Source organism: Desulfovibrio sp., from assembly GCF_018379785.1.
Classification (GTDB): domain Bacteria; phylum Desulfobacterota; class Desulfovibrionia; order Desulfovibrionales; family Desulfovibrionaceae; genus Desulfovibrio.
This window is the reverse complement of sequence record NZ_JAGZUV010000036.1, coordinates 1-16,927: the sequence shown is the minus strand read 5'-3', so window position 1 is coordinate 16,927 and position 16,927 is coordinate 1. Positions and strand designations below refer to the sequence as shown.

Annotated in this window: 14 protein-coding genes and 1 pseudogene; 3 read left to right on the top strand and 12 right to left on the bottom strand. The window is 59.2% G+C overall.

Going from position 1 to position 16,927, the window contains the following annotated elements; genetic code table 11:
- Positions 1 to 7: 7 nt before the first annotated feature.
- From KH208_RS09130 to KH208_RS09080, 11 genes are all read right to left on the bottom strand, one after another.
- Positions 8 to 976: a tripartite tricarboxylate transporter substrate binding protein gene (locus KH208_RS09130; protein ID WP_291435660.1), complete on the bottom strand. Its 969-nt coding sequence runs from the start codon at positions 974 to 976 to the stop codon at positions 8 to 10.
- 75 nt (positions 977 to 1,051) lie between these two features.
- Positions 1,052 to 1,825, bottom strand: coding sequence for an ABC transporter ATP-binding protein (locus KH208_RS09125; protein ID WP_291435659.1), 774 nt, complete (start codon positions 1,823 to 1,825; stop codon positions 1,052 to 1,054).
- A 138-nt stretch (positions 1,826 to 1,963) separates the two neighbouring features.
- The gene (locus tag KH208_RS09120) at positions 1,964 to 2,731 is read right to left on the bottom strand and encodes an ABC transporter ATP-binding protein (RefSeq protein ID WP_291435658.1); all 768 of its coding nucleotides are present in this window, start codon (positions 2,729 to 2,731) and stop codon (positions 1,964 to 1,966) included.
- Entirely contained in the window at positions 2,728 to 3,507 is a 780-nt protein-coding gene (locus KH208_RS09115; protein ID WP_291435657.1) for an ABC transporter permease, read from the bottom strand. Before KH208_RS09115 ends, KH208_RS09120 begins: the two co-directional genes overlap by 4 nt.
- On the bottom strand, positions 3,504 to 4,352 hold the full coding sequence (locus tag KH208_RS09110) for an ABC transporter permease (RefSeq protein ID WP_291435656.1): 849 nt from the start codon (positions 4,350 to 4,352) through the stop codon (positions 3,504 to 3,506). The genes KH208_RS09115 and KH208_RS09110 overlap by 4 nt, the downstream gene beginning before the upstream one ends.
- Positions 4,353 to 4,454: 102 nt before the next feature.
- Positions 4,455 to 5,534, bottom strand: coding sequence for an ABC transporter substrate-binding protein (locus KH208_RS09105; RefSeq protein ID WP_291435655.1), 1,080 nt, complete (start codon positions 5,532 to 5,534; stop codon positions 4,455 to 4,457).
- 52 nt (positions 5,535 to 5,586) lie between these two features.
- A complete protein-coding gene (locus tag KH208_RS09100; RefSeq protein WP_291435653.1) occupies positions 5,587 to 6,591 on the bottom strand; it encodes an alcohol dehydrogenase catalytic domain-containing protein in 1,005 nt (334 codons plus the stop codon).
- 74 nt (positions 6,592 to 6,665) lie between these two features.
- On the bottom strand, positions 6,666 to 7,433 hold the full coding sequence (locus KH208_RS09095; protein WP_291435651.1) for an SDR family oxidoreductase: 768 nt from the start codon (positions 7,431 to 7,433) through the stop codon (positions 6,666 to 6,668).
- A gap of 45 nt (positions 7,434 to 7,478) precedes the next feature.
- Positions 7,479 to 8,792 (bottom strand): histidinol dehydrogenase, encoded by a 1,314-nt coding sequence (gene hisD / locus KH208_RS09090; protein ID WP_291435649.1) that lies wholly within the window; start codon positions 8,790 to 8,792, stop codon positions 7,479 to 7,481.
- A 17-nt stretch (positions 8,793 to 8,809) separates the two neighbouring features.
- Entirely contained in the window at positions 8,810 to 9,970 is a 1,161-nt protein-coding gene (locus tag KH208_RS09085; RefSeq protein ID WP_291435647.1) for a UxaA family hydrolase, read from the bottom strand.
- A gap of 5 nt (positions 9,971 to 9,975) precedes the next feature.
- Positions 9,976 to 10,260, bottom strand: a complete 285-nt coding sequence (locus tag KH208_RS09080) for a UxaA family hydrolase (RefSeq protein ID WP_291435645.1) — start codon at positions 10,258 to 10,260, stop codon at positions 9,976 to 9,978.
- A 489-nt stretch (positions 10,261 to 10,749) separates the two neighbouring features.
- Here KH208_RS09080 and KH208_RS09075 point away from each other — a divergent pair, with 489 nt between their 5' ends.
- The 3 genes from KH208_RS09075 (at position 10,750) to glmS (ending at position 16,507) form a co-directional block, all read left to right on the top strand.
- Entirely contained in the window at positions 10,750 to 12,354 is a 1,605-nt protein-coding gene (locus KH208_RS09075) for a sigma-54-dependent Fis family transcriptional regulator (protein ID WP_291435643.1), read from the top strand.
- A gap of 188 nt (positions 12,355 to 12,542) precedes the next feature.
- Entirely contained in the window at positions 12,543 to 14,465 is a 1,923-nt protein-coding gene (locus tag KH208_RS09070) for a SurA N-terminal domain-containing protein (RefSeq protein ID WP_291435641.1), read from the top strand.
- Positions 14,466 to 14,680: 215 nt separating this feature from the next.
- Positions 14,681 to 16,507, top strand: a complete 1,827-nt coding sequence (gene glmS, locus KH208_RS09065) for a glutamine--fructose-6-phosphate transaminase (isomerizing) (RefSeq protein ID WP_291435640.1) — start codon at positions 14,681 to 14,683, stop codon at positions 16,505 to 16,507.
- Positions 16,508 to 16,836: 329 nt separating this feature from the next.
- Here the strand turns inward: glmS and KH208_RS09060 are convergent.
- A pseudogene (locus tag KH208_RS09060) lies at positions 16,837 to 16,927 on the bottom strand (IS5/IS1182 family transposase); the annotation flags it as partial.

The window sequence follows — 16,927 nt, the reverse complement described above, 5'->3', positions numbered from 1 at the left end:
GGCCACGCTATTTCTTCGGAATCAGCCCTGCCTCTTCAAGCGTCTTTTTTTCACGGGCCTGCAGGGACTCGATATAGGCGGTGAGCGCCTCGCCATCCATATATTCCGCCGGTTGACCAGCCTTTTTCATGTCTCGCAGATAATCGGGGTTCTCACAGATCTGCTTGAAGGTTTTACGCAGCCAAGCCAGCTTTTCGGCCGGGATATCCTTAGGGGCGGCAAAGGTGCGCCGGATATCGGAGACAATATCAATGCCCTGTTCCTTGAAGGTGGGCACGTCGGGCAGAAAGCCGTTACGCTTTTCGGCAGCCACGTTGAGCACGCGGAATTCATCAATGGAACGCATTACGTCATTGATATTGCCGAAAATGAGATCCACTTCACCGCCGAGCAGGGCCGCGTTCTGGTCAGCCGCGCCTTTGTAGAACACGCGGCTGAGTTTGGCGTCGGGAAATTTTTTGTTGAAGTCCAGGAACATAAGGTGATGTCCGCTCAAAGGGCCGACCAGTCCGACCTTGAGTTTACCGGGCCTGGCCTTGGCCGCGTCCAGAATTTGCTGAAAGGTTTTGTAGGGGCTTGTCCTGAGCACGGCCACGCATTGGGGGTCGTTGACCACTTGGGCGATGAATTTGAAGCTGTCGGGATTGAATTGGGCGTTCTGCGCCAGAGCCTGCAACACGAGATGGGGCACGTTCAGACCGCCGATGGTATAGCCGTCCGGCGCGCTGCGGGCGAGTTCCGTGGAGCCCAGAATGCCCCCTGCGCCGGGCTTGTAGACGAATACCCAAGGCTGTTTCACATATTTATCCCAGTATTTCTGCATGATCCGGGCCTGTACGTCGCTGGAGCCGCCGGCGGTGAAGACGATGATCATGTTCAGGGGTTTTTCGGGATAGGCGGCGGCAGCCGGAAAGGAGGCCACCAGGGTCAGCATCAGAGCCACGAGAAAAAGAGCCGGTGTTTTTGTCATCTTCATCTGAGTCTCCTTGTGCTTAGATAGTGTAATTGGGATATCTTGCTTGACGGTGGAGTCTGAAGGGCTCGCGTTCCGTTACCACCACTTGATGCGTTCAGTGACGTAATCGCGGATTTTGACGAATTCCGGGTCGTCATACTGCCTGGGGCGCGGCAGATCCACGATGACTTCCTCTTTGATGGTCGAAGGCTTGGGTGAGAGAATTAAAATCCGTTCCGCCAGGTACACGGCCTCCTCGATATTGTGGGTAATGAAGGCCACCGTGCTGCCCAATTCTTTCCAGATGCGCATGAGTTCGTCTTCCAGATAATAGCGCAATTTTACATCCAGCTGGCCGTAAGGTTCGTCCATGAGCAGCAGATCGGGATTAATGGCGAAATTACGGGCGATGACGACCCGTTGCTCCATGCTGGCGGAAAGTTGTTGGGGATAATAGGTGCGGTATCTGGCAAGGCCCACGATATCGAGCATCCGCTCCACACGTTTTTCAATTTCCACTTCGGGCAACCGCTTGATGCGCAGGCCGAAGCGGATGTTATCCTCCACAGTGAGCCAGGGAATGGCCGAAACTTCCTGAAATACAAAGGCGATATTGTGGATTTTCGGGTCCGCCGGCTTGCCGTCCACCATGATGGAGCCGTTGGTGATGGGGATGAAGCGGGAAAGGCAGTTCAGAAAAGTGGTTTTGCCGCAGCCCGTGGGGCCTACGATGCAAAGCATTTCGCCTTTGTAGATGTCGAAATTGATGTCGTCGAGCACCAGCAGGTCGTCATAGCATTTGGTAAGATTAGTCACTGAAACCTTGACTTCCCGGCCCCCGGCGTAAGCTTCCTTGGCTCCGAAGTGCATGATCATCCTCCTAGAGTATTTTGCGCTTGAAATTATCGCGTAACGGCGAAGCAAATTCGCCTTGCGATAATTTCGCGGTGCGGATTTTCCGTGGAAATCCGCACAGAGCGTTGAGATATTTTCAATATCAAAACGCTTCTAGAGCACCAGGTCGGTGTCTTCGGATATTTGTTTGCGCAGGGTCAGGAAATCCGGATGCGTATACGCACGTGGCGAGGGAATATCTATGCCGTATTCTGTCTTGACCCGGCCCGGCAGAGCGGACATGACCACCACACGATCCCCGAGATAAATGGCTTCTTCAATATTGTTGGTGACAAAACAGACCGTACGTTTTTCCTTTTCCCAGATGGTCCGCAATTCCTGTTCCATGGCGTAGCGGGTCTGGGCATCCAGCGCTCCGAACGGTTCGTCCATAAGCAGGATGTCCGGATCATTGGCATAGGCCCTGGCAATGCCCACGCGCTGTTTCATGCCGCCGGAAAGCTGGGCCGGGTAGGCTTTTTCAAAACCGGCCAGCCCCACAAGCTCAATGTAGCGCCGGGCCACGGCCAGACGTTCCTTCACGGGCACGCCGCGCACAGCCAGGCCGAAAGCCACGTTGTGTTCCACGGTTTTCCAGGGAAAAAGCGCATAGCGTTGGAAGACCATCCCGCGATCCGGTCCCGGCCCGCTGATGGCCTTGCCGTTTATGCGGATTTCTCCGGCCGTGGGCTCAATCAATCCGTCCATGCAGTTGAGCAGAACCGTCTTGCCGCTCTGGCCCGGACCGAGAATGACCAGGAATTCGTTTTCATAGACCTTCAGCGAGACCTTGTTCAGCACATGCAGCAACTGCTTCTGGCCGGGTACGTGGAAGGTCTTGGAGACGTTCACGCATTCTATTTTGACGCTCCTCTCCTTCATACCATTTCCCTCCTCCAGGGACAGAGCAGGCGCTCGGCGCAACGCAACGTCGCGGCCAGCAGGGAACCCACGATGCCGATAAGAACCATGCCCACCAGGATCATGGATGATTTGTTGAGATCCATGCCCTGAATGATGATGTAGCCCACGCCTTCGCGTGCGCCGACCATTTCGGCGGCCAGTACGCACATCCAGGCCATGGACAAGGAGTTTTGAACCCCGGCGAAGATGGAGGGCATGCAGGCGGGCACGGCCACGTTGAAGAACTGCTGGGAGCGGCTCGCGCCGAAGGATCTGGCCGCGTCGATGAGCAAGGGGTCCACGTAGCGCATGCCGGTATAGGAGTTGAGGATCATGATTACAAATGCGCCCACGAAGCAGATGAAAATTTTCGAACCTTCAGCCACGCCCAGCCAGAGAATGGCGATGGGAATCCAGGCAATGGGCGGAATGGGACGCAGTACTTCAAAGATGGGGGCCACGATTTTTTCGCAGGTCCGGTTCCAGCCCATCAACAGACCCAGGGGCAGTCCCAGCAGAACGGCCAGGCCAAAAGCGATCAGAACCCGTCTGAGACTGAATCCCACATGGCCGAGAATGGTTGTGCCGCCCACCGGATGGTTGAACAGGCGTACGAATTCCTGCCAGACTTTCAGGGGCGAGGGCAGAAAATCAGGGTCAACGTTGAGCGAAATCAGGCCCCAGAGCACTACAAAAGCGCCGATGGAAGCCACGGGCGCGAGCCAGCGGGCATTTTGCGAAATGAAGCGGTTCATGCAAGCCTCCTGGACGAGGCGAAGCGGGCTTCAATTCTGGTCAGAATCCAGGACATCAGAGCTCCCAGAAAACCGATGGTCAGCATGCCCACAATGATAATATCCGGGCGGGCCAGGCGTCTGCCCTGCTGGATCATGAAGCCCAATCCCACGGAGGCGGCCAGCAGCTCAGCGGCCACCAGGGTTGTCCAGGCGGCGTTGAGAGAGAGTTTCATGCCGGTGAAAATCATGGGAATGGCCGATGGCACGCCGATTTTGCGGAATGTCTCAAAATTGGAGGCCCCGTAAATTTCAGCCACCCGGATAAGGACCGGATTGGTCAGACGGATGCCCGTGTAGGAGTTGATCACACAGGGCACAAAGGCAGCGAGAAAAATGATGAAAGCCTTGGCCGTCATGCCGATGCCCAGCCAAAGAATGGCAATGGGAATCCAGGCAATGGGCGGGATGGGTCGGATGGCGTCGAAAAGCGGGCGTACCAGCAGATTGACCTTGGGATACCAGCCCATGAACAAGCCCAGAGGCACACCGATGACCACGGCGGCGAGAAATCCGGCCAAAGCCAGGGCCAGGCTCGCTACGGCGTGCTGTTGCAATACCGTTCCGTCAGGGTTGGCGTCCGTCAACTTTTCAAAAAATACCGTGATAACTTCCGAGGGGGGCACCAGTTGGTAAGGACCGATGAGATCAAAGCGGCAAATCAGTTCCCAGACCACCAGGAAAATCAGAAAGCTCACGATGGATATCCAATTTTCTCTGGCGGCTGTGGCGAAATAATTGGCTTTTTGAATCTCAAGGTTCAATTCTTGATCGGCCGCGTCTTTTTTTTCCGTATCTTGGCGCATAAGGGCTCCTTTTTCTCCCGGCCGCCGCCCGCTCGGCAAAAATGGTCGAGCGGACGGCGACGTGTGGAGGACGCCGGATTATGGAAGGCGCCGGGCCAGGACCTATTTCTGGCCGCGTGCGGCGCGCAGGGCCGCGAGCTTCTTCATGAACGAAGGATCGATATTGAAGTTGGCCTGGACGTAGCGGTCATATTCCTTCTTTTTGATTCGTCCCTGGGCCAGCATGAAGTCCGCCACGCCGCGCACCCAGGCGGGAAGCTTGTCCGGATTTTCCATGGCTTCGATCTGCTCGGCCACATTGAAGAGCGGGCGGTATTTGAATTCCATTCTGACCTGGTCCTCATTCAGCTCCAGGCCGCAATAATCGTTAAAATAGGAAAGCAGCGGCTTGACGTACTGTTCGGGATGTTCCTTCATGCCTTCCACGCCGCGCATGTACAGGTCGAGCCAAGCCACCACCAGGTCGGGGTGCTGTTCCGCGAATTCCTTGCGCACGCCGATGCCGCCGGCAATCATCACCTTGGCCGCCGCACCCGAGGAAACCCTTGTCCAGCCCTTGGCCTCGGCCACGTAGCTCAGAGGAGCCCAGAGCTGAAGGATGTCCCCCTGGCCGGCATTGAAGGCGGTCATGGCCTGGCCCTGCTCCATGTGCACGATGTCCACATCGCTGTCCTTCAGGCCGAGCCGTTCCAAGGTGGCGGTTAGGGCGTAGTGGCCGGTGGATACGGTGGTGACCAGTATCTTTTTGCCTTTCCAGTCCTCGGGCGTGCCGAAAATGTCAGGATACGCCGGATTGGCCCCCTTATGCTTGAGCAGCGGCGAATCCGGGCGCACCCAAAGGTCGTTGGTGGCGCCCTCTTCGTTGGAGATGCCGATCAGTTTGTAGCCGTAGCGCATGCTGGCCATCATGGTAGGCACTGTGCCCATGGCGCCCATATCCCACTGGTCGGCCGCCAGGGCCTCGGTCTGCGGTGCGCCCGAGGCAAAGAGCATGAAGGTGTCGGTAAAAGGCGCGTCTTTCAGCCAGCCGGCTTTTTCGGCATACCACAGAGGCAGACCGTGCAGACAGGGTTGGGCGCTGGTGCGTACTGCGGGTTTATCGGCTGCGGCCGATGGCCGGGGAACGGTCAGGAGAGCGCAAAGGCAAAGACTGAACAGTGAGGCGAAAAATATATTCTTCATTGTCAGGCTCCTGCTGTTGGCGTGTACGGGGGGGATTCCCCTTCGCGTCCTTTTACGGCAGCAAAACGATTTTGGCGGCCTGGGTCTGTTGCTGATCCAGGATTCGGAATGCCTCCGGCCCGTCAGCCAGGGTGCGGTATTCCACCCAGTCGAGATTGCCGAAAACGTTGTTGCGCAGGGCTTCCACGGTGGCCTGCAAATCCGCATAGGTATAAGTGTAGGTGCCGAGGACGACGTGCTCGGCAAGGGTGATTTTGCGCATGTCCATCTGGCTGCTCCAGTCCTGCAGGCCCATGTGCATGAGCACGCCGCCGGGCTTGAGAGCGTGGACGGCCATCTCGCGGGTGACTTTGCGGCCCACGGCGTCCACGACATAATCGTAAAAGGATTCCGCCGGAGGTTCGGCCGCCGGGTCAAAGGTCCGGGCTTTGCTGTGTTCGCCGGCCGAGGCGCGCCGCAGGGGATTGGTTTCCGCCAGATCCACATGGTGTACCCCGCGCGATCGAAGCAGGAGGGCCATGAGCAGGCCAATGGCTCCGCCGCCGATGACCAGAACCTTACATTCCTGTACCGGCCGCGCCATTTTGGGCAGAGAGATGTTCAAGGCATGAAGCACGGTGGCGGCCGGTTCGGTGAGCACGGCCATGGTATGCGGCATGTCGTCGGGAATGGGGATGACCGAGCTTGCCGGGATAGACATGAGCTCGGCGTAGGCGCCGGGGCGACTCATGCCCACCATTCCTCTGTTTTCGCACAAATTGTCCCGGCCGGTACGGCAGTATGAACAGCACCCGCAGGTGATCAAAGGATCCACCGTAACCTTCTGCCCCGCTTTGAAACGCGGAGAAGCACTGGCATGGATTTCGCCGGAGAGTTCGTGGCCCATGACCAGGCCGGGCTGGCGGCGGGGGTCATGCCCGTGGTAGGCATGCATGTCCGAACCGCAGATACCCGAGGCCTTGATTTCTATAATGACCTCGCCGGGTTCAAGGGTCGGTTCGGGATAGTCCCGCCATTGCATTTCATGGGGTTGCGTATACACCAGGGCTTTCATCATCTGGACTCCTGCTGCACGCAAGGGAAGGCATCTGCTGGATTTCCGTCCCCTGGTTGAAATGTTGCAATATTGTCTCAGCGGGCGGTAAAGCCCCCGTCGATCATGATCACCTGGCCGGTGATATAGGCCGAAGCCTCGCTGGCCAGAAATACGGTGCAGCCGTAAAGATCCTCCAGCGTGCCGTTGCGGCCCATACAGGTCTGGGCCGCATTTCTACCGGCCAGCTCCGGATTGTCAAAAACCGGCCGGGTCAGGGCGGTGGGGAAGAAGCCGGGGCCAACGGCATTGCATGTGACGCCCCGCCCCGACCACTCCTGGGCAATGGCACGTGTCAGTTGCACGACGCCGCCCTTGCCTGCGCCGTACGGAGCGCTGTCGGCAAAGGCGCGGAAGGATTGCAGGGAGGCAATGTTGATGATCCGGCCCCAGCCTCGCCGCGCCATGCCCGGAGCCAGCACCTGAGTCAAAAAGAAGGGCGCGGAGAGGTGCAGGTTGATCTGTGTGGCCCAGTTTGTGGGACTGACCTCCATAAAAGGCTGACGCATATTCACGCCGGCGGCATTGATCAGGATGTCCACCGGGCCAAAAGTATCCAAGACGGCCTTGCCGCAGGCCAGAGCCTTTTCCGGGCTGCTGAGGTCTGCGGCAAGGCTGTCTGCTTGAATGCCGTCGTTGCGCATGTGTTCCACCGCATGGGCCAACGCTTCTTTGCGTCTGGCCGCCAGGAGTATATGCGCTCCGGTCAGTCCCAGTGCCCGGCCCATTGCCTCGCCGATGCCGGAATTGCCGCCGGTAACCAGGGCTGTTTTGCCGGAAATGTCGAAGAGGGCCGAGATATTCACTGTGACCTCCTGTGGCGGATATTTCAGGATGTTGAGGGGGTTGGTTTATTCCTTCACCGGAGTTCCGAGATCAAACTCACGGCCCGGGGCGTATTTGGCCAGACGCGCATCAGCGGTGCGGGCGTGGGCCTCCATGCCTTCCAACCTGGAGATGCGGGCCGTCACGCCGCCGATATGCACGGCCGCGTCTCTGGTCATTTGCTGCCAGGTCAGGGTTTTCATGAACTTGTGCACGGAGAGACCGCCCGAGTATTTGGCGGCGCGTTTGGTGGGCAGTACATGGTTGGGGCCGCTGCACTTGTCGCCATAGGCAACCGTGGTTTCCTCGCCCAGGAACAGGGAACCGTAGCTGGTGAGATTTTCCAGCCACCACGGCAGGTAGGCCGCGTGCACTTCCAGGTGTTCCGGCGCGTATTCATCGGATTTGGCTGCCGCTTCTTCACGGCTGTCGCACAAAATAACCTCGCCGTAATCACGCCAGCCGTTGCCCGCCGCTTCGTTGGCCAGCGGCGGCAGGGCTTCGATAAGCCGAGGCATCAGTTCCATGACCTTTTCGGCCAGAGTCTTGCTGGTAGTGATCAGCCAGGCAGGGGATTCCACGCCGTGTTCGGCCTGGCCCACCAGATCCCAGGCGACCATTTCGGCATCGGCCGTTTCGTCGGCCAGGATCGCGATTTCGGAAGGTCCGGCAAAAACGTCGATACCCACCTTGCCGAAAAGGATGCGTTTGGCTTCGGCCACGAATTTGTTGCCCGGTCCCACCACCACGTCGGCCTCTTTGCCGGTGAACAGGCCGTAGGCCATGCTGGCGATGGCCTGTACGCCGCCCAGGGTCATGATCACGTCAGCTCCGGCGGCCTTGAAAGCATAGAGCAAATAAGGATGCATGCCGCCGCCCCGGAAAGGACTGGAGCAGGCCACAATGGTTTTGACGCCCGCGGCTTTGGCCGTGGCCACACCCATGTAGGCCGAGGCGATGTGCGCATAGCGCCCGGCGGGTGCGTAGCAGCCCACTACATTGACCGGAATGACGCGCTGTCCGGCAGTGACGCCGGGGTACAGCTCCACACTGAAGTCCTTTATGGAGTTCTTCTGGGCCAGGGCAAAGTCATGCACCTGCTTGACCCCGAAATCGATATCCTTTCTGACGCCAGCGGGCACATCCTTGATGCTTTTCTGGATTTCGTCTTCGGACATGATGATCTCGCCCGACCATTTATCCAGCTTCAGGGCGTAGTCGCGCACGGCGTCTTCGCCGCGTTTCAAGATTTCGGCCAGCATTTCGTTGACCACTTTCTGCGCCGTGGCGGTTTCCGTTTCCGGAGTCTTGCTTGCTCTTTTCAAGTAGGTGACAGCCATGTTCTTCCTCTCGGATGTTAGGCGCTTTCGTAGAGCCGGGTCATGATGAATTCCCGATGCCCGAGGGCTTCGGCGGAGGTGTTGCGCCCTTGGCACGTGCGATGCAGCATGTCGAGCAACAGGTCTCCGGCCTGATCCAGGTTTATTTCGCGGCGCAGGATGCCGGAGACATCCACATCGATATGTTCGCGCATGGTGCGCACGGTGCGCGGGTTGGCCGAAAGTTTGATGACCGGCAGAATGGGATTGCCGATAATGTTACCCTGGCCCGTGGGGAAGAAGTGGGCCACAAAACCGGCGGCAGCCGCCAGGGTGACCATTTCAGCCGCGGCGGAGGAAGAATCCATGAACCACAGGCCCGGCCCGGTGGGACTCTCGGCCTTGTCCAGGCAGCCGATGACCGGAGCCTCGCGTCCGATTTTCTGAATATTGCCCAAGGCCTTTTCCTCAATGGTGGTAAGGCCGCCCTCGATATTGCCCTTGGTAGGCTGGGAGTCACAGAGATCGTTGGTTTTATGGTCGTCCACCACCTTGGCGTAGCGGTCGAAAAAGGCCTTGAACTTGTTGCGTACCTCGGGCGTGGCGCAACGCTCCATGACCAGGTGCTCACCGCCGGTGATTTCCGTGGTTTCGCCGAACAGGGTAGTGGCCCCGGCCTTCCAGAGCTTGTCAAAAGCGTTACCCACCGTGGGATTGGCTGCGATACCGGAAGTGGTGTCCGATTCTCCGCACTTGGTGGAGACCCAGAGTTCGTTGATCCGGCATTCCACGCGCTGCAGTTCCGTGGCATAGTGAACAAATTCCTTGGCCCTGCGCGAGGCTTCGCAAATGGTGGACAGATCGCCGTGCTTTTCGATGGCGAAACCGGCCACAGGTTTGCCCGTCGCGGCGATGCCGTCCACAACGCGCTGCGTCCACTGCGGCTCAATGCCGATGACCACCACGGCCGCCACGTTGGGATTGCAGCCTGTGCCGATCAGGGTGCGGAAATGCAGTTCCAGATCTTCGCCGAACTGCAGACGGCCGTAAGCGTGGGGTAATGCCAGAGTGCCCTTGATGTTGTTGGCCACGGCTTCGCAGGCGGCGTTGGAAAGATCGTCCAGGGGCAGAATGATCACGTGGTTGCGGATGCCCACCCGGCCGTTGTCGCGGCGATAGCCCATAAATGTGTCTTTCATCGGAATTACCACCTCTTGGTTTTGACATTGTGCACGTGCAGATGCTCGCCGCGTTTGATGGGCTTGACTACTTTGCCGATATCCGTGCCGTATTTGATCACGGTGTCATTGGGCTCCAGGTCCTGGAGCGCGATCTTATGGCCGATGGGGATGTCGTTCAGGGTCGCGCATTCGACAGTTGTATCGCCGTCCATGACCCAGCCGGTCAGGACATCGCTTTTTTTGACGCCTTCCACCACGACCACGCCGACGCTGTCGCCGGGCTCATGCACTACAAAATGCGTTGTCATATGCTCCTCCTTAAGAAGCCGGGTTAAAAAACAAATCCACGTCTATCTGATGCTCCCGGGCAAAAGGCCGGGGGCGCATCCGCTGTCTGGTTCGGCATAAGCGCGATCACCGAAGGGGTGGGCATCCATTATACTGTTGTTTTTTTTAATGGTAACGTAAAAATAGTAGCTATATAAAAATATTGTCTGTAATATAGAAAAATAAATCTCTATTTATGCCGTGTTAAATAGAAATATTTCCAATCAAAATATGTAATTTCTGCTAATTACAATTTGAAAATACCTTCAAGACAGCCTTTTATGCGCGAATATAAAAGTTGTAGCAATGGTTATGCCAGAAAAGTATGTTGTCATTAACTGGCTGAAATTATAAATGTTTTTATTTAAGTAATGATTGAATATTCAATGAATATCTGGACATCACGGACAAACCTGCCTATATATCGGCATGCTCTGCCCAAATACAGGCAAATACGGAAGGCGTCGCCCATGTTCCAGCAAAGCTCTCCTGCCGATCTCAGCAACGTACCCTTGGCCGTGGCCCGGGTTATCCAGCATCTATCGCGGCTGGTTCCCGGTAAAATGGACCGCAATGCCTTTTTTCAAATTCTTTCTCGGCAATTACGCTTGCTTTTCAACTATGACCGTTTCTGCATCAATCTCTATGACGCGGAACGGGAATTCCTGAACCTTTTCACCGCCGCCGACGGCACGGTGGTGGAGTCCCTCTCCAATACCCGGATCGCCAAAAATACCGTGGCCGGTATGGCTATTGCGTCGCGTAAACCCGTGGTCATTAATGACCTGGCTTCGCAGGATCTAGGGGATACTCCTCTGCCGTTAGCCAGTGTGGGGCTCAACGCCACCATCGCCCTGCCCCTGATCCTGAACCGCGAAGTCATCGGCACCCTGCACGTTTCCTTTGTGCGTCAGCCGGACAATGTAGTGGAGATTCTGAATTTTTTGCTGGAACTGAGCCCGGTGCTGACCACTTTTCTGTTCGCTGTTCTGGCGGAGGAGCGTTCGTCGGCCAGCGGCAACCGTGATCCCGCCCCGGCGGATGCCTCCGGTTCGGCCCCACTGGTGGACCGCCTGCTGGAAACCCAGGACATGGCCCGGGTCATGTCCGTGGCGCGCAAGGTGGCCAAGCTGCATATTCCGGTGCTGATCATCGGCGAGACCGGCACGGGCAAGAGCATGCTGGCCCGCTGGTTGCACCGACGCAGCCCCAGGCGGGCGGCCAATTTCGTCAAGGTGAACTGCCCGTCCCTGGCCCCGACCCTGTTTGAAAGCGAAATGTTCGGCTACGCCAAGGGCGCGTTCACCGGGGCCTACGCCAAGCGCATCGGCCGGATCGAAATGGCCCAGAGCGGCACCTTGTTTCTGGATGAAATCGGCGAACTTTCGCCGGATATGCAGAGCAAGCTCCTTCAGGTCATGGAGGAGAACTCTTTTGAACGGGTGGGCGAGGCGCGCTCCATCGGCGTGGACATCCGCGTGCTGTCCGCCACCAATATCGACCTGGAAAGGGCCCTGATTGAAGGCCGTTTGCGGCGTGATCTCTTTTACCGTCTGGCCTCGGTCATCCTGCGTCTGCCGCCGCTGCGGCAACGGAAGAACGACATTCCCATTCTGGTGGAATACTTCATCAGCCAGTTTTCCCAGCAATGGGATCTGCGGCCGCCGCGCCTGTCCAGGGGGGTGCTGAGCGATCTCTGCGATCATGACTGGCCGGGCAATATCCGCGAATTGCGCAATGTGATCAGCCGCCTTTTGCTGCACTCCCTGGACGGGGCCGTGACCGAGAGCTTTGTGCGTGAGGCTCTGCATGAGTGGGAGCCCGGGGCGGAGGCGTCTGCCCCCGCTTCGCCGGAAGCCGTCCCGGCGGTGGAAGGCCGTCCGCCGCATGCGGGTGCGGGACCGTGTTCGGGCCCGGCCCTGCCCACTCTGGAGGAAAATGAGCGCGCCCATATTCTGGAGGCTTTGCGCCTGACCGGGGGGCGTTTGTCCGGACCGCGCGGCGCCGCCGCTCTGCTGGGCGTGCCCCGCTCCACCCTGCAACACAGGCTGCGCAAGCTGGGCATTACGCCGTAGGCCTTTTTTAAACTGTCCGCCGTTTGCAAGAGCCCCGGTCACAACAGGCTGGGGCCCGGACGGCGCGCGGGCCTTCCTTTTCTTGAGTTTCCGCGCAAAGGCGCTTATACTTTCTGCTTCTGTCAGCGCCCTTGCTTTCGGCGGCCTTTGCCGCGGGCAAGAGGACAATTCGGCATTCCGGAGTACGCATGCTCGATTATATCCGTTCCAACGCACAGTCTTTCGGCGTCAAAGTGGCTTTCGGCGTCATCATCCTGGTCTTCGTGTTCTGGGGAGTGGGCAGTTTCAACGACAGGAATTCCGCCAACGTGGTGGCCATCGTCAACGGCGATCCCATTCTGGTCCAGCAGTTTGAGCAGGCCTACCGCAATGCGGAGGAATCGATCCTGCGCAACAATCCCGGCGTTACCCGCGAGCAGCTCAAGGAGCAGCATCTGGGCCGCCAAGTGCTGCGCGACCTGATCCAGCAAACCCTGCTGGCCCAGGAGGCCGCGCGCGCGGGCGTCAGCGTGACCCCGTTGGAACTGCGCCAGGCCGTGGGACGGATCAAATCCTTCCAGGACGCCCAGGGCCGCTTTGATCCCGAAGCCTACACGCGTGTGCTGGCCGCCCAGCGGATCAGCCCGGCCCAGTATGAGAAGGATATGAGCGATCAGCTGTTGCGCGAAAAGATTTTTACCCTGGTCACCGCGCCGGTCTGGGTGGACCCGGACGAAGCCCAAAACCGCTATAATTTCCTGCGGGAAAAACGGGTGGTGGACTATCTGTTCATTCCGGCCAGGAATTTTTCCGGCGAGGTCAAGGTCACGGATCAGGACGTGACGGCCTATTACGATGCCCACAAGAAAGATTTTGCCATTCCGCCCAAAGTGGACGTGGCCTATGTCAGCGTGACGCCCGGCGGTCTGGTCAAGCCCGAGAGCGTCAGCGAGGCGGATGCCCGGAAATGGTACGAGGCCAACAAGAGCCGTTTTGAAGAGCCCGCGCAGGTCAAGGCCGCGCACATTCTGGTGCCTCTGGCTGAAAACGCCCCGGCCGACGCGGAGAAGAAGGCCCGCGAGGAAGTGGCGAAAATCCAGGCCGAGCTCAAGAGCGGCAAGGATTTCGCGGCCGTGGCCGATGCCCATAACGGCCCCAATGCGGCCGGTCCCGGCGGCGAACTGGGCTGGATTACCCGCGGCAAGACGGTAACGCCTTTTGAAGACGTGGCCTTTGCCCTGAAGGCCGGGCAGGTGTCCGAGCCCGTGCGCAGTCCTTTCGGCCTGCACATCATCAAGGTGGAAGACAAGAAGCCCGGCGGCCTCAAGACCTTCAAGGACGCTGCGCAGGAAGTGCGCCAGGCCATGGCGCAGGAACAGGGCGCGGACAAGCTGCACGATGTGCTGGACAGCCTGATCGAAGACAATATTCTGAGCAAGCCGCTGGCCGAGAGCGCTGCCCGTTTCGGCCTCAAGGCGGAACAGAGCGGCCTGCTCAGCCAGAGCGAGCTGGAGCAAAAGCTGGGCGTAACCCCGGCCGGAGCCTCCGCTCTTATCGCCACCGCCGCGGGCGCGCCCGTGGACACGGCCCTGGAGGCCGGAGACAAGTATCTGGTGGCCCGGATCATCAAGGCTGAACCCGCGTCCACCCAGCCGCTCGACGCGGTGAAGAACGCCATTGTGGCCAAACTGACCGCCGAAAAGGCCCTCAAGGCCGCCATGGAAAGCGCTGCGGCCCGCCGCAAGGAATTGAAGGACGGTCCCCTGCCCCAGCCCCTGAAGGCGAGCCTGGACATCAAGACCGCCCCGGCCATGGATCGTGGCGGGAATCTGGCGGATTTCAATCCCGATGCGGCTCTGGCCGAAGCCGTCTTTACCGCCAAGCCCGGAACCTGGCTGCCTGTGGCCTATGCCGTGGACGGCAAAAGCGAAGGCCCGGGCGCGCTGCTCTGCCGTGTGGACGCCGTGCTGCCGCCCGATCCGCAGGAGTGGAACACCGTGCGCGACCTGATGGCCAACGGCGTGGCCCGCGAACGGGTGGACGGTCTGTACCAGATATTCATCCAGAACCTTGCCTCCAAGGCCAAGGTGGAAGTGCTGAATACGGAGATTGTGGATCGCGTCAATCTGTAGAGAAGAGTTTTTCCAGACAGTTGAGCCGGGCCGCCGGTCCGCGCGCAGTGCGGAGCGAAAACGGCGGCCCTTTGGGCTGCGTCGCACGCCGGGCACGGCCCAGGTTGTACCGGAACGTACTTCCTTGGGCCATGCCCGGCTTTTTCACTGTGTTAATGAAGTCTTGAGACTAAACGGCCCCTCGCAGCGAGCGGGTCTTGCCGGGAGTAATGGATATGTGCGGCATTATCGGATATGCGGGCCATCGGCCCGCCGTGCCCGTGGTGGTGGAGGGCCTGCGCCGTCTGGAATACCGGGGTTATGATTCGGCCGGCGTGGCCTTTGCGCGCCAGGGCGGCCTGCGCGTGGTGCGGGCCAAGGGCAAACTGGCGGCCCTGGAGGAAAAGCTGGCCCAGGAGCCGGTCTCCACGGCCACCTGCGCTATGGGGCACACCCGCTGGGCCACGCACGGCGTGCCGGCGGAACGCAACGCCCATCCCCATCTGAGCAACGACGCCGCTCTGGCCCTGGTGCACAACGGCATCATTGAAAACTACCAGGAAATCAAGGCCGAACTCACGGCCAAGGGCTATGCCTTCCACTCTGAAACCGATACCGAGGTGCTGGTCAATCTGATCGCCGAGCGCCGCAAAAGCGAGCCCGATCTGCTGCACGCCTTTGCGGCGGCCCTGCGCGAGGCCCACGGGGCCTATGCCGTCTGCCTTATGGATCGCGGCGAGCCGGAAACCATCTACGCCGCTCGCATGTCCGCGCCGTTGATTTTCGGCCTGGGCACGGGCGAAAATTTCGTGGCCTCGGACATTCCCGCCTTTCTGCCCTACACCCGGCAGGTGGTCTTTCTGGAGGACGGCGAAGTGGTGCGGGCCACGGCCACGCACTATGAAATCCTGCGTCTGGCGGACCTGGCTCCGGTGGAGCACGAGGTGCAGACCATCCAGTGGGACATGCAGGCCGCGCAAAAAGGCGGCTACCGCCATTTTATGCTCAAGGAGATTTTTGAGCAGCCGCGCGTGATCACCGACGGTCTGGCGGGCCGGATCAACGCAGGCCGCGATGCGGTCCTGCTGCCCGAACTGGACGCGTTGCCCGTGCCGCGCCGCCTGCATATCGTGGCCTGCGGCACCTCCTATCATTCCGGGCTCTGGAGCCGCCATCTGCTGGAACACTGGGCCGGAGTGCCGGTGCAGGTGGAAATCGCCTCGGAATTCCGCTACCGCGACGGCCTGATTCTGGACAAAGAGGACATGGTTCTGGTCATCAGCCAGAGCGGCGAAACCGCCGACACCCTGGCGGCCCTGCGCATCGCGCGCGAGCGCGGCGTGGCCGTGCTGGGCCTTTGCAATGTGGTGGGCTCGTCCATCGCGCGCGAGGCTTCGGCCGTGATCTACACCCAGGCCGGACCGGAAATCAGCGTGGCCTCCACCAAGGCCATGTGCAGCCAGATGCTCACCCTGGCCCTCATGGCCCTGTACTGGGGCGGACGTCAAAATGTGCTGCCGCAGGAGCGGCGGCGTGAGCTCATCGGACTGCTGGAGTCCCTGCCCGCCCTGCTGGAGTCCCAGTTGCCGGGCATGCACGACAAGGCCCGCGAACTGTCGCGCAAATACGCCCAGGCTCGCAATTTTTTCTATCTCGGACGGGGGCATTGCTTTCCCCTGGCCCTGGAAGGCGCTCTCAAGCTCAAGGAACTGTCCTACATCCACGCCGAAGGCTATGCCGCCGGTGAAATGAAGCACGGCCCCATCGCCCTCATCGACCCGGCCTTTCCCACCTTTGCCCTGGCCCTGGACGACGCGCTCTTCCCCAAGGTCAAATCCAATATCGTGGAAGTGCAGGCCCGCCAGGGCAAGGTCATCGCCCTGACCAATCCGGGCCTGGACCTGGCTGTGGACGATCCCTGGATCATTCCGGCTCTGCCCGCGCCTTTGTCTGGCTTCATGGCCCTGCCCGCGCTCCAGCTCTTCAGCTATGAAACCGCCGATTATCTGGGCAAGGATGTGGATCAGCCGCGCAACCTGGCCAAGAGTGTTACGGTGGAATAAAAACCGTTGTGAGGGAAGGGGCTCCTTCACACCTCTCAGGGCAGACGTATCTAATTCCGGTTTTTGCTGGCCTCTTATTTGCCGCGATTATCCGTCAAAACCAGCCTTTTCGGCGCGGGCGGCGTCATCTGGCGCTTTTTGCTGCTCACATACGTGAGTATGTTCCGCGCAAAAAGCGCCATTTTCCTTGCCCGCGCCGAAAAATCTTATTTTTTAGGATTCTCCCGGCACCAGCCATCCGCCTGCGCTTCGCTTCGGCGGAGCAAAGGGGGCTTTGCTCAACTCCGCAGCGCGATCAGTATCACTCTATTAACTAGGCTTAGGACTCATTAAAGGTAAAAAATGACAATAGCTGCGATGCAAATGGCGGAGAAGAAAGTGTGGGCACACCGATCATAGCGCGTGGCAATTCTGCGCCAG